Below are 13,342 nucleotides of genomic sequence, written 5' to 3' on the forward strand. Positions count from 1 at the left end.
CCCCGTCTCACATGTTGATCATGTGTCCCGCGAGGCCGTGGACGGCCTCCTTGACGGCCTCGCCCAGGGTCGGGTGGGCGTGCACGTTGCGGGCGACCTCGTGGACGGTGAGGTCCCACTGCTGGGCCAGGGTCAGCTCCGGCAGCAGCTCGGTGACGTCGGGGCCGATGAGGTGGCCGCCGATCAGCTCGCCGTACTTCGCGTCGCTGATCAGCTTGACGAAGCCGGTGGTGTCGCCGAGGCCGTGCGACTTGCCGTTCGCGGTGAAGGGGAACTTGGCGACCTTCACGTCGTAGCCGAGTTCCCGGGCCTGGGCCTCGGTGTAGCCGAAGCTGGCGATCTGCGGCTGGCAGTAGGTGGCGCGCGGGATCATCGCGTAGTCGAGTTCCATCGTCTCGGCGCCCGCGAGGGTCTCGGCGGCGATCACGCCCATGGCCTCGGCGGTGTGCGCGAGCATCAGTTTGGCGGTCACGTCACCGATGGCGTAGATGTGCGGCACGGACGTACGGCAGCGGCCGTCCACGTCGATCGCGCCGCGGTCGGTGAGGCGTACACCGGTCTTGTCCAGGCCGAAGCCCTCCACGTTCGGTGCGAAACCGATCGCCTGGAGCACCTTGTCGGCCTCCAGCACCTGCTGGGCGCCGTCCTTGCCGGTGACCGTGACGCGCACCGTGGGGCCGGACTCGTCGATGGCGTCCACGCGGGTGGAGGTCAGCACGTCGATGCCCAGCTTGCGGTACTGCTTGGCCAGTTCGGCGGAGACCTCGGCGTCCTCCAGCGGGGCCATGCGGTCCAGGAACTCGACGACGGTGACCTTCACGCCGTAGTTGTGCAGGACGTAGGCGAACTCGATGCCGATCGCGCCCGCGCCCGCGATCACGATCGACTCCGGCAGGTCGTCGGCGAGGATCTGCTCCTCGTACGTCACCACGCGCGCGCTGCGCTTGGTGCCCGGCAGCAGCTTCGGGGTGGCGCCGGTGGCGATGATGCAGTCGGTGAAGCCGATGGTGCGGGTGTCGCCGTCGTAGCCCGCCACCTGGAGGGTGTTCGCGTCGAGGAAGGTGCCCCGGCCGTCGAACTCCTTGATCTTGTTCTTCTTCATCAGGTAGTGGACGCCCTTGACCCGGCCGTCCGCGACCTTGCGGCTGCGCCGGAACGCCTCGCCGTAGTCGAAGGAGACCGTGCCGTCCACCTTGATGCCGAAGGTCTTCGCCTCGCGGGTGACGATGTGCGCCAGTTCGGCGTTGCGCAGCAGGGCCTTGGTGGGGATGCAGCCGACGTTCAGACAGACGCCTCCCCAGTACTTCTCCTCCACGACGGCGACCGTCTTCCCGAGCTGGGCGGCGCGCACGGCGGCGACGTACCCGCCGGGGCCCGCTCCGAGTACGACGACGTCGAAGTGCTCGTCCTGCTCGTTCATGGTGGTCCTCTTCGGTGAAGTGGGAGCGGGGTGACCGCTCGGTGAGGTGAGAGCGGGGTGACCGCCTGGTGCGCCTCAGATTGTTTCGTCCGGCCCCGCTCACCGCCACACAGCTCCACCAAAGGTGATCACCCTCTCAGTGGTTGGGGACCGCCCGGCTGATGTCCGCCAGGGCGGACCGCGGGTCGTCGGCGGCGGCCAGATCGCCGAGCGTGACCATGCCGACCGGGCAGCCGCCGTGCTCGACGACGGGCAGCCGGCGCACGGAGTGCAGCCGCATCAGCTCGGCGGCGCGGTCGGTGCTGTCCTCGGGCGACAGCGTCACCACCGGCGGCCGGGTGCACACCGAGCCGACCGTGGTGACCTGCGGATCACGGCCCTCCGCGACGACCCGGACGGCGATGTCCCGGTCCGTCAGCACACCGAACAGGTCGCAGTCGTAGGCCACCAGCACATCGCCGATGTCCTGCTCGCTCATCAGCCGTGCGGCCCGTGCGACCGTGGTCATCGGTTCGACGGCCGCGGTGCCGGGCGACATCACGTCACGTATCTGCCGGGACATGGGCACCTCCTGGGTGGAGGGGGGCGTCGCCTTCCATTGTCGCCCGTTCCGCCGATGGCGCAGTTCCTCGGTGTGGGACCCTTTCCGTTCATGATCCACCAGCTGGTGCGGACGCCTGGGGCGTTCGTCCCCGCCGTCCACCGGGAGCATCTGTGACCAGCGCGGCCGTCCCCGCCCTTCTCTCGGACGTGGTCCGTTCCGCCGGCCGCTTCCTCGCGACCGCCGCCCGGCTCGACGAGGAGCGGCTGCGCGCCCCGTCCGCCCTCGCGGGCTGGAGCCGCGCCCACGTCCTCGCGCACGTGGCCCGCGGCGCCGACGCGTACGTCCGTCTGCTGGACGGGGCGGAGAGCGGCGGCTCCGGCAGACGGGCGGACGCCACGGCCCTCGCCGAGGCGATGGCGAGCGCGGTCGCGCTGCCCGCCGACGAGCTGCTGGCCGATCTGCGCACGAGCCTGGACCGCTTCGTCGTCCGGGCGCGGACGCTGCCGGAGCCCGCCTGGGAGGCTCTGGTCACCGCGCTGGCGGGCTGGCGGCACCCCGCCTGGTTCACCCTGCACCGCTGCCGGCGCGAGCTGGAGACGCATCACGCCGACCTCGACGCCGGTTACGGCAGCGCGGACTGGCCCGCCTCCTACGTCACCTGGGCGCTGGACGACACCCTGCGGTCCCTCGCCGCCCGCGGCTTCGCCCTGGGCACCGTCGAGGCGACCGACCTCGGCCGCACCTGGCGGATCTCCCCGCACGGCCCGAGTCCGGCCGCACCGGGCCACGTCCTCCTGGCCTGGCTCGGCGGGCGTGCCCCGGCGTCCGGCGTCCACCCGGCCCCGCTGCCGAAGCCGCCGGGCTGGCCGCTGCCGCCCGTGCCGGGGTGGTGACGGGGATCTGCCGGACTGACCCTGGGGCGTGTTGAGCGGGTCTCAACCGGCTTGTGTCGCGAAGGCGTTGTACGCCTGCTCGTCGAACAGCACGAAGCGGACCTCGCCGACGGAAGTGTCCGTGCCGCGGACCGTCTCGAGCGCGATGCGGGCCGCGTCATCGAGGGGCCAGCCGTAGACGCCGGCGGAGACTGCGGGGAAGGCGACGGTGCGGGCGCCGAGTTCGTCGGCGACGCGGAGGGACTCGCGGTAGCAGGACGCGAGGAGGGCCGAGCGGTCCTCCTCGCGGCTGAACACGGGGCCGACGGTGTGGATGACCCACCGGGCGTCCAGCTCGCCGGCGGTCGTCGCGACGGCCTGGCCGGTGGGCAGGCCCTTGCCGTAGTGGCCGGCGCGCAGGCGGCGGCAGTCCTCCAGTACGGCGGGGCCGCCGCGGCGGTGGATGGCGCCGTCGACACCTCCGCCGCCGAGCAGGGAGGAGTTGGCGGCGTTGACGATCGCGTCGACGGTCTGGTCGGTGATGTCGCCCTGGACGAGCTCGATGGTGGTCATGGTGGCCTTCTCCTGGTGTGTTCCGGCCGGTCGGGGGGGGTCCCTCACGCCTGACGGAGCCGTCTCCAGACCGCCTTCGCGGCGTTGTGCCCGGACATGCCGTGCACGCCGGGGCCGGGCGGGGTGGCCGAGGAGCAGATGAAGACGGCCGGGTGCGGGGTGCTGTACGGCCACAGGGAGGGGCGGGGGCGCAGCAGTGACTGGAGGCCGGTGAACGCGCCGGTGGCGATGTCGCCGCCGACGTAGTTGGCGTTGCGGGCGGCGAGTTCGGGCGGGCCGGCGACCGCGCGGGCGAGGACGCGGTCGCGGAAGCCCGGGGCGAAACGCTCCAGTTGGCGTTCCATGGCGTCCGTGAGGTCGCCCTTCCAGCCGTTGGGCACATGGCAGTACGCCCAGAAGACGTGCTTGCCCGCCGGGGCGCGGGTGGGGTCGACGACTCCGGGCTGCACGGTGATCAGGAACGGCACCTCGGGCGCCCGTCCCTCGCGGGCGGCGGCGTGCAGGGCGGTGTCGATCTCGGTGGCGCTCGCGCCGACCTGGACCGTGGTGGCGGCGCGGGCCTCGGGCGCGGTCCACGGCACCGGGCCGTCCAGGGCGTAGTCGATCTTGAAGACGGCGGCGCCGTAGCGGTAGTGGTCGTAGCGGTCGCCGAGGCCCGCGATCCGGGCGAGGGCGGTGGGCGAGGTGTCGAAGACGTAGGCGCGCGCGGGCGGCAGGTCGTCGAGCCGCTTGACCTCGTAGTCCGTGTGGATCGTGCCGCCGTGGGCGCGCAGCAGGGAGGCCAGCGCGTCGGAGATCGCCTGTGAGCCGCCCTCGGCGACGGGCCAGCCGCGGGCGTGCGCGGCGAGCGCGAAGACGAGGCCGACCGCGCCGGTCGCGAGGCCGTTCAGCGGGGCGATGACATGGGCGACCAGGCCCGCGATCAGGGCCTTGGCGCGCTCGTCCCGGAAGCGGCGGGTCAGCCAGGTGGACGGCGGCAGGCCCAGCAGTCCGAAGCGGGCGAGGGTGACCGGGTCGCGGGGCAGCGCGGTCAGCGGCAGGGACATGAAGTCGCGCACCAGGGTGTCCCAGTGCGGCAGGAACGGCTCGACCAGCCGGCGGTAGGCGCCGGCGTCACGCGGGCCGAACGAGGCGGCGGTCTCGGCGACGGACCGGGCGAGGACCGCGGCGCTGCCGTCGGGGAAGGGGTGCGCCATGGGCAGCTCGGAGTGCAGCCAGCGCAGCCCGTGCTCCTCCAGCGGCAGGGCGCGGAACGCCGGTGAGCTGATACCCAGCGGGTGTGCGGCCGAGCACGGATCGTGGCGGAAGCCGGGCAGGGTCAGTTCCTCGGTGCGGGCGCCCCCGCCGACGGTGTCGCGTGCTTCGAACAGGGCCACGGAGAAGCCGCGGCGAGCCAGCTCGACGGCGGCCGTGAGCCCGTTCGGCCCCGCACCCACCACGACGGCATCGAACATGGACGGCACCTTCTGACCCCTTCGTCAGCGGACGGCCTTTCTGGGGTTCAGGATATGCCGCGGTGCTGACAACACCTGTGCCCAGGGCGCCCCGTGCATGTCCGGTGCAGACTCCGTGGATCGCGACGGTCTCAGGAGCCGGAGGTTCCGCTTGACGCGGCGATACCGGCCCGGCCCTCGGCGTCCGGCCGGGTGCCGGACGCGTGGGCCGGGCCGTCCCTCGTCAGGCCGTGCCCGCCAGCAGGTCGCGCACGGTCCGGGCCGTCGCGGCGTCCCGGGCGGCCGTGAAGGGCAGGGTGTTGCCGCCCGTGACGCGGAAGGGCTCGCCGGTCAGCGTGAGGTGGGCGCCGCCCGCCTCCTCGACCAGCAGCAGGCCCGCCGCGTGGTCCCAGGCCGCTTCCCAGGAGAAGGCGATGGCGTCCAACTCGCCGCGTGCGAGAGCGAGATACTCCAGGCCCGCGGAGCCGCACGCGCGCGGGGCGGTACTGGCGGCCCACACCCCGAGCAGGGCCCGCTTCTGCTCGTCCGTCGTGTAGTCCGGGTGCGAGGTGGCTATGCGCAGCGGGCTGCCCGCCGCGGGCGGTCCGGGGAGCAGCCGCTCCCCGTCGAGGTACGCGCCCCGGCCCCTTACGGCGGTGGCGAGTTGGTCGCGGGCCGGGGCGTACGTCCAGGAGGCGAGCAGGACGCCGTGCCGGGCGAGGGCGACCAGGGTGCAGAAGCCGTCGTCGCCGTGCACGAACTGCCGTGTCCCGTCGACCGGGTCGACGATCCACACCGGCGCGTCGCCGCGTATCGCCTCGTAGCTCGCCGGGTCGGCGTGCACCGCCTCCTCGCCGACCACCACGGAGCCGGGCAGCAGACGGGTGAGGGCCTCGGTGAGATACCGCTCGGCCTCGCGGTCGGCGTCCGTCACCAGGTCGTGCGGACCGCTCTTCTGGTCGATCTCGTGGGCACCGAGCTGCCGGAAGCGGGGCATGATCTCGGCCGCGGCGGCCTTGCGGACCGCCTCCTCCACGTCGGCCGAGCGGCGCGCGAGAAACTCGTCGATGGTTTCCGTGTCTTCGATCATGTCTCCCATAAGAGCACGGACCACTGACAATCCCTGCCCGTTTCGTGAACTACCAGCAGAATTGCGATGAATACCGGGTGAGAGGGCTCACGCCCTCGCCCGGCGGGCCCAGGGGTCCGCCACTCACCCCCGCTCACCGCCCGACCGCGTACCCCTGCATGCCCCGCGGGTTCGCCGCCGCCGACAGCACTCCCGTCCGCGGGTCCCGCGCCACCGCGCACAGCCGCCCCGCCGACCAGGCGTCACCGACGGTGACGTCATGACCGCGCAGCCGGAGCCCGGCCACGACCTCCCGCGGCGTCCGGGACTCCACCGTCAGGCTGCCGGGCCGCATCCCACGCGGGTAGAAGGAACCGGTGAAGGAGTCGTTGTGCCAGTTCGGGGCGTCGATCGCGCCCTGGAGGTCGAGCCCGCCGCGTACCGGCGCCCGCAGCGCGACGGCCAGGAAGAAGTGCAGCTGCCACTGGTCCTGCTGGTCCCCGCCGGGCGTGCCGAACGCCATCACCGGCACACCGTCGCGCAGCGCGAGGGACGGTGTGAGGGTCGTACGGGGACGCCGTCCGGGCGTCAGGGTGTTCGGCAGGCCCTCCTCCAGCCAGGCCATCTGGAGCCGGGTGCCGAGCGGGAAGCCCAGTTCGGGGACGACAGGGTTGGACTGGAGCCAGCCGCCGCTGGGCGTGGCCGCGATCATGTTGCCCCAGCGGTCGACCACGTCCAGGTGGCAGGTGTCGCCACGGGTGCTTCCGTCGGCGGCGACGGAGGGCTCACCCGGCGGCCTTGCGCCCGTCGCACCAGGCCCGCCCACCGACCCGCCCACCGACCCGCCCGCCGGATCGCCCGCTGGGTCGAAGCCCGCGACCGTCGGCTCCCCCACGCCCATCGGGCTGAAGCCGGGCGGCTCCGTCACGGCCACGCGCGCGTGACCGCTCAGCCGCGGCTCCCGGCCGCCCGGCGCCCCGGGGCGCAGTTCGTACGACGCCGAGTCACCGATCAGCTCGCGCCGCCCGGCGTTGTACGCCTCCGACAGCAGCTCCGCCAGCGGCACCTCGGCGGCGTCGCCGTACCACGCCTCACGGTCGGCCATGGCGAGCTTGCAACCCTCGACCAGGAGGTGCACATACTCCTCGGAGCCGTAGGGCGGCAGCTGCGGCGGGAGCAGCGCGAGCTGCTGGAGGAGAACGGGGCCCTGGCTCCAGGGGCCCGCCTTGCACAGGGTCCAGCCGTTCCAGTCATAGGTCACCGGCGGCTCGTAGGATGCGGACCAGCCGGCCAGGTCGGCCGCCGTGAGCGTGCCCGTGTGGCGCCGGCCGCTGGTGTCGAGGGTGGGCCGGGCGGACTGGCGCAGCAGCGCCTCGGCGACGAAGCCCGTGCGCCACACCTCGCGCGCGGCCTCGATCCGTGCCTCGCGGTCACCGGCTCCGGCGGTCTCGGCGAGCAGCCGCTTCCAGGTCGCGGCGAGCGCCGGGTTGCGCAGCAGCTCGCCGGAGCGGGGCGCCCGGCCGCCGGGGAGGTAGACCTCGGCGGAGGAGGTCCACTCGGTCTCGAAGAGCTCGCGTACGGACTCCACGGTGGCGCCGACGTTCTCCACGGGCGCGTGACCGTGCTCGGCGTAGCCGACGGCGTACTTGAGGACGTCGTCGAGGCCCTTGGTGCCGTGGTCGCGCAGCAGCAGCATCCAGGCGTCGAAGGCGCCGGGCACGGCGGCGGCGAGGGGGCCGGTGCCGGGGACCAGGTCCAGTCCGAGCCCTCGGTAGTGCGCCGCGCTCGCCCCGGCCGGGGCGACACCCTGTCCGCACAGCACGCGCACCTCGCCGCCGGCCGGGGCGAGCAGGATCGGCACCTCGCCCGCGGGGCCGTTGAGATGGGGCTCGACCACGTGCAGCACGAAGGCGCCCGCCACGGCCGCGTCGAAGGCGTTGCCGCCGTCCTCCAGCACGGCCATCGCCGACTGCGAGGCCAGCCAGTGCGTGGAGGACACCATGCCGAAGGTGCCCTGAAGGGTGGGACGCGTGGTGAACACGGGCGGACTCCCCTGCGGTGCGGCGACGGACCGGGTGATCGTAACGACGACGGTCCGGCGCGGGGAGGGATCGCCGGGGCGGGCCGCGAGGAGGAATCAGGGGTTGCGGATCGCCGGGGCGGGCCACGAGGGGAGCCAGGGGGCGGATCACCGGGGTGGTCCACGAGGAGCACCAGGGGCGCGAGTCGCCGAAACGGACAACTCACCCGAACCGCACCCAAAGACGGCCTGGCCGAGCAACCGGACCCTTGGCCGAAGCACCACCGGGTCGGGTCGCCGGCACGAGCGCCTCACGCCATCACGAGAGCGCAGCCCACTCCACCGCAGGGACATAACCGGACAGACTACCCGCCGGTAACTCGCCCCCGTCACCGGCCGCGTACGGAGCGAGTTGGCACTTCCGCCCCACTGTCAGTCGTGTGACACTGGCGTCCCCGTCCGCTGTGCGGACTGCTTCCGCACCGTCCCCCACGAAAAGTGCGCCGTGCGTTCTCTTCCTCTGTCGCTCGCCCTCACCGCCCGACTGACCCCCGTCGCGGTACTCGCCTGCGCCGGCTGGGTCCTCACGTCCGGCCCCGAGACCTCGTCGGCCGCCACGGACACGTCCAGCCAGAAGACGGGCACGCAGTCGGCCTCCGAGTCGTCCGCGTCTGCCGCGCCCCGCACGTACGCCACCTCGCCAGCGCCCTGCACGAGCCTGGCGAAGAAGACCATCACCTCGCTGGTGCCCAGCGCGAAGACGGCCGGCAAGGAGATCAAGTCCACGGACTCCAAGGTGCGCCGCACCTGTTCGTGGAACGCGCTCGACGGCTACGACTACCGCTGGCTCGACGTGTCCTTCGAGGTGATGGACTCGGACGCGGCGGCGGAGAAGTCGTACCAGGGGCGCGTGGAGAAGGCGAAGGGCGGCGGCGAGGTCCCCGGTCTCGGGGACGCGGGCTACTCCGTCGTCAACCTCACCACCGAGGACGGGCAGAAGAGCCGCGAGGGCATGGTGCTGGCCCGGACGCACAACGCGCTGGTCGTCGTCACCTACACGGGCAGCGACTTCGAGTCGAAGGACGCGCCCAGCACGGACGAGATCAACAAGGGCGCCATCAAGGCGGCCAAGGAGGCGACGGCCGCGCTGGAGAACGGCGGGTCCTGAGCCGTCCTCCAGCGAACTGCCGTCAGCGGGCGGTGTGTTGCCGTCCGGTCGTCAGCATCAGCAGCAGGTACAGCGCCATCGACGTGCCGAGTCCCACCGCCCAGCCGTAGTCGGCGAGCGGCTCCAGCGCGGGAATGGGCCGGCCGTCGATCAGCGGTTTGAACGTGGCCCCGCCGATCGCCAGGACACCGCCCGTCAGGAAGGCGACGACGGCCCGCCAGTTCCAGCCGCCCTCGTACCAGTAGCGGCCGCCCTCGCGGTACAGCTCGACCAGGTCGAGGCGGGAGCGGCGCAGGATCCAGTAGTCGGCGATGAGGATGCCCGCGACCGTCCCGAGCAGTCCGCCGACCAGGCCGAGCCAGGTGAAGATGTAGCCCTGCGGGTCGGAGTACAGCTTCCACGGGAAGATCAGCACGCCGAGGACACAGGTGGCGAGCGCCCCGGCCCGGAAACTGATCCTCCTGGGCGCGATGTTGGAGAAGTCGAAGGCCGGGGAGACCAGGTTGGCAGCCACGTTGACGGACAGCGTCGCGACCAGCACGGTCACCAGGGCGAACAGCAGGCCGACCGTGTTGTCTGTCTTCGCCGCCAACTGCACCGGGTCCCAGATGGGTTCGCCGTAGACGGCCTGCGAGCCGGAGGTGACGAGCACGGACAGGAACGCGAACAGCGTCATGGTGGTGGGCAGACCCAGGGCCTGCCCCCACGTCTGCGCCTTCTGGCTCCTGCCGTAGCGGGTGAAGTCGGGGATGTTCAGCGACAGCGTGGACCAGAAGCCGATCATGCCCATCAGGGCGGGCCAGAACAGCTTCCAGAAGTCGCCGCCCCAGCCGAGCCGGGAGGGCTGGTCGAACAGCGGGCCGAGACCGCCCGCCTTGCTGCTCATCCACCACAGCATCACGAACGCGCCGACCAGTACGAAGGGCGCCGCCCAGTTCTCGAAGCGGCGGATGGTCTCCATGCCCCGGTAGATGATGGCGACCTGGATCGCCCAGAAGATGGCGAAGGACAGCCACATCGTCCAGGCGTGGCCGCCGACCTTCGCGGCGTCGGTCCAGCCCTCGCCGATCAGCTTCCCGGCCAGGAAGTAGATCGCCTCGCCGCCGATCCAGGTCTGGATGCCGAACCAGCCGCAGGCCACCAACGCCCGTACGACAGCGGGGAGGTTGGCGCCGCGGATGCCGAAGGAGGCCCGTGCGAACACCGGGAAGGGGATGCCGTACTTGGGGCCGGCGTGCCCGGTGAGCAGCATCGGGATCAGCACGATCACATTGGCGAGGGCGATGGTGAGCACCGCCTGCTTCCAGTCCATGCCGACGGCGATCAGACCGGAGGCGAGCGTCCAGGAGGCGGTGTTGTGGGCCATGCCGACCCACAGCGCGGAGAAGTTGTACGTCGTCCAGGTGCGCCGCGCGACGGGGACCGGGAGCAGGTCCTCGTTGGCGAAGCGGCCACTCGGCGGCGGGGAGTCCGGGGCGATCTCCACGCGCCCGTCGGCGAGGGTGACTTGGGTGGTCGGCGGTATGGCCGTGGGAGCGGTGTCGGTCATGGGCAGGCCAATCGGACGAGGTGGGACGGGAGAGGCCGTGCGGGTGGCGCCGAGGGGGGTGCGCGGGGCCGCGCCGGGGGCCGCGCGACTTCGGCGGCCCGGGGAGCGGTTGCGCCCTGGCCCCCTTCCCGGGACGGCGGGAAGGGGGAGTTCGGGGGAGGGATCAGCCGTTGACGGCCGGGATCACCTGGGAGCCGTACGCGTCGATCACGGTCTCCTGCGCGTCGTGCATGTCGTACACGGCGAACTGGTCGACACCCAGCTCGCGCAGCGCGTTCAGCTTCTCGATGTGCTTCTCGACGGGCCCGATGACACAGAACCGGTCGACGATCTCGTCGGGCACGAACTGGGTGTCGGGGTTGTCGGCGCGCCCGTGGTGCGAATAGTCGTAGCCCTCGCGGGACTTGATGTACTCGGTGAGTTCGTCGGGCACCTGCGCCGAGTGCTCGCCGTACTTGGCGACCAGGTCGGCCACGTGGTTGCCGACCATGCCGCCGAACCAGCGGCACTGCTCGCGGGCGTGGGCGAGCGCCTCGGGCGAGTCGTCGGCGGTGACATAGGCGGGCGCGGCGACACAGACGGTGACCGAGTCCGGGTCGCGTCCGGCGTCCGCGGCGGCCTGCTTCACCGCCTTGACCATGTACTCGGTGAGGTAGAGGTCGGAGAGCTGGAGGATGAAGCCGTCGGCCTCCTCGCCGGTCATCTTCAGCGCCTTGGGGCCGTACGCGGCCATCCACACGGGCAGTTCGGCGCCCGGCTTGATCCAGGGGAAGCGGACGACCGTGCCGCCGAGGTCGGCCTCCTGTCCGCCGGCGAGCGCGCGGATGACCTTCATGGCCTCGCTGATCCGGGCGAGGGTGTTGGGCTTGCGGCCGGCCACCCGCATGGCCGAGTCGCCGCGGCCGATGCCGCACACGGTGCGGTTGCCGAACATGTCGTTGAGGGTGGCGAAGGTGGAGGCGGTGACCTCCCAGGTGCGGGTGCCCGGGTTGGTCACCATCGGTCCGACCTTCAGCCGGGTCGTGTTCGCGAGGATCTGGCTGTAGATCACGAACGGCTCCTGCCAGAGCACGGCGGAGTCGAAGGTCCAGCCGTACGAGAAGCCGTTGCGCTCGGCGCGCTTCATCAGGCTGACGACCCGCGAGGCCGGCGGGTCGGTCTGGAGAACGAGTCCGAAGTCCATCTGCGCCACTCCTAGTTGAGGTACTGACAGGTGGAACGCGGGGTGTAGACGCCGTGCCCGGCACGGCCGGTGTACTCCCGCTCGGTGATGACGGGCACCCCGCGCGAGAGCACCGTCTCGACCCGGCCGCCGACCCGCCTGCCCTCGTACGCCGAGTAGTCGACGTTCATGTGGTGCGTCTCGGCGGAGAGCACCTGCTCGGCGTGCGGGTCGTAGATCACGACGTCGGCGTCGGCGCCCGGCGCGATGGTGCCCTTCTTCGGGTACATGCCGAACATCCGCGCCGGGGTCGCGCAGGCGATCTCGATCCAGCGGCGGCGCGAGATGTGTCCGTCCAGCACGGCCTGGTGGAGCAGGTCCATGCGGTTCTCCACGCCCGGCAGCCCGTTGGGGATCTTCGAGAAGTCGCCCCGGCCCAGTTCCTTCTGGCCGACGAAGCAGAAGGGGCAGTGGTCGGTGGAGACGACCTGGAGGTCGTTGGTGCGCAGGCCCCGCCAGAGGACGGACTGGTGCTCCCTGGGCCGCAGCGGGGTCGAGCACACGTACTTCGCGCCCTCGAAGTCCGGCTCGGCGAGGTTGTCGGTGGACAGGAACAGATACTGCGGGCAGGTCTCGCCGAAGACGTTGAGGCCCTCGTCGCGCGCCTTGGCCAGTTCCGCGACCGCCTCCATGGCGGAGACGTGCACGACGTACAGCGGGGCGCCCGCGACCTGGGCGAGCCTGATCGCCCGGTGGGTCGCCTCGGCCTCCAGCAGGGCCTTGCGGACCTCGCCGTGGTAGCGCGGGTCGGTCTCGCCGCGGGCCAGGGCCTGTTCGACGAGGACGTCGATCGCGATGCCGTTCTCCGCGTGCATCATGATCAGTCCGCCGTTCTCGGCGGAGCGCTGCATGGCGCGCAGGATCTGGCCGTCGTCGCTGTAGAAGACGCCCGGGTAGGCCATGAACTGCTTGAAGGAGGTGACGCCCTCCTCCACGAGGTGGTCCATCTCCTTGAGCGTCCCCTGGTTCACATCGGAGACGATCATGTGGAAGCCGTAGTCGATGGCGCAGTTGCCCTCGGCCTTGGCGTGCCAGGTGTCCAGGCCCTCGCGCAGGGCCTGGCCGACGCTCTGCACGGCGAAGTCGACGATCGTGGTCGTACCGCCCCACGCGGCCGCGCGGGTGCCGGTCTCGAAGGTGTCGGAGGCGGAGGTGCCGCCGAAGGGCAGCTCCATATGGGTGTGGACGTCGACGCCGCCGGGGATGACGTACTTTCCCGTGGCGTCGAACGTCGTGTCCGCGGTGAAGGCCTCCGCGGCGGGGGTGCCGGTGGCTGCGAGGGCGGCGATGCGGCCGTCCTCGATCAGGACGTCGGCGTGGAGTTCGTCGGATGCGGTGATGACGAGGCCGCCGCGGATGACTGTCCGGCTGCTCATGTCGTGGTCGCTCCTCGCTGTGGTGTGGTGCGGGCTGTGTGGGGCTGGTCGCGCTCACGCGGCGGCAGCCGCACGGGGAACAGGGCCCCGCGCCCC

At 72.0% G+C, this 13,342-nt stretch carries 11 protein-coding genes; 2 read left to right on the forward strand and 9 right to left on the reverse strand.

Translation table 11 applies throughout. The features are described from left to right. Positions 1-7 precede the first annotated feature (7 nt). Complete coding sequence (lpdA, locus tag ACZ6SQ_RS28940) at positions 8-1,420, reverse strand: dihydrolipoyl dehydrogenase (protein WP_469567132.1); 1,413 nt, start codon at positions 1,418-1,420, stop codon at positions 8-10. A gap of 136 nt (positions 1,421-1,556) precedes the next feature. Continuing rightward, a complete protein-coding gene (locus ACZ6SQ_RS28945; protein WP_469567135.1) occupies positions 1,557-1,982 on the reverse strand; it encodes a CBS domain-containing protein in 426 nt (141 codons plus the stop codon). Positions 1,983-2,134: 152 nt separating this feature from the next. Between ACZ6SQ_RS28945 and ACZ6SQ_RS28950 the strand changes: the two genes are divergently transcribed. After that, complete coding sequence (locus ACZ6SQ_RS28950; protein ID WP_469567137.1) at positions 2,135-2,857, forward strand: maleylpyruvate isomerase family mycothiol-dependent enzyme; 723 nt, start codon at positions 2,135-2,137, stop codon at positions 2,855-2,857. A gap of 42 nt (positions 2,858-2,899) precedes the next feature. On the opposite strand, the gene ACZ6SQ_RS28955 is transcribed toward ACZ6SQ_RS28950, so the two are convergent. The 4 genes from ACZ6SQ_RS28955 to ACZ6SQ_RS28970 form a co-directional block, all read right to left on the reverse strand. Further along, positions 2,900-3,409, reverse strand: a complete 510-nt coding sequence (locus ACZ6SQ_RS28955) for an O-acetyl-ADP-ribose deacetylase (RefSeq protein ID WP_469567138.1) — start codon at positions 3,407-3,409, stop codon at positions 2,900-2,902. A gap of 44 nt (positions 3,410-3,453) precedes the next feature. After that, the gene (locus tag ACZ6SQ_RS28960; protein ID WP_469567140.1) at positions 3,454-4,872 is read right to left on the reverse strand and encodes a phytoene desaturase family protein; all 1,419 of its coding nucleotides are present in this window, start codon (positions 4,870-4,872) and stop codon (positions 3,454-3,456) included. Positions 4,873-5,086: 214 nt separating this feature from the next. Then, complete coding sequence (locus ACZ6SQ_RS28965; protein WP_469567142.1) at positions 5,087-5,932, reverse strand: inositol monophosphatase family protein; 846 nt, start codon at positions 5,930-5,932, stop codon at positions 5,087-5,089. Between the two features lie 133 nt (positions 5,933-6,065). Next, complete coding sequence (locus ACZ6SQ_RS28970; RefSeq protein ID WP_469567144.1) at positions 6,066-7,952, reverse strand: gamma-glutamyltransferase family protein; 1,887 nt, start codon at positions 7,950-7,952, stop codon at positions 6,066-6,068. A gap of 484 nt (positions 7,953-8,436) precedes the next feature. Between ACZ6SQ_RS28970 and ACZ6SQ_RS28975 the strand changes: the two genes are divergently transcribed. Beyond that, the gene (locus tag ACZ6SQ_RS28975) at positions 8,437-9,099 is read left to right on the forward strand and encodes a hypothetical protein (protein WP_469567146.1); all 663 of its coding nucleotides are present in this window, start codon (positions 8,437-8,439) and stop codon (positions 9,097-9,099) included. Between the two features lie 22 nt (positions 9,100-9,121). Here the strand turns inward: ACZ6SQ_RS28975 and ACZ6SQ_RS28980 are convergent, their stop codons facing one another. The 3 genes from ACZ6SQ_RS28980 to hydA all read right to left on the reverse strand — a co-directional run bounded on the left by ACZ6SQ_RS28980 (position 9,122) and on the right by hydA (position 13,246). Beyond that, positions 9,122-10,648 (reverse strand): NCS1 family nucleobase:cation symporter-1, encoded by a 1,527-nt coding sequence (locus ACZ6SQ_RS28980; RefSeq protein WP_469567148.1) that lies wholly within the window; start codon positions 10,646-10,648, stop codon positions 9,122-9,124. 163 nt (positions 10,649-10,811) lie between these two features. Continuing rightward, on the reverse strand, positions 10,812-11,831 hold the full coding sequence (locus tag ACZ6SQ_RS28985; protein WP_469567150.1) for a TIGR03842 family LLM class F420-dependent oxidoreductase: 1,020 nt from the start codon (positions 11,829-11,831) through the stop codon (positions 10,812-10,814). Between the two features lie 11 nt (positions 11,832-11,842). Continuing rightward, positions 11,843-13,246, reverse strand: coding sequence for a dihydropyrimidinase (gene hydA, locus ACZ6SQ_RS28990; RefSeq protein ID WP_469567152.1), 1,404 nt, complete (start codon positions 13,244-13,246; stop codon positions 11,843-11,845). Positions 13,247-13,342 lie beyond the last annotated feature (96 nt).

It is taken from the genome of Streptomyces sp. NPDC048600 (assembly GCF_055587025.1).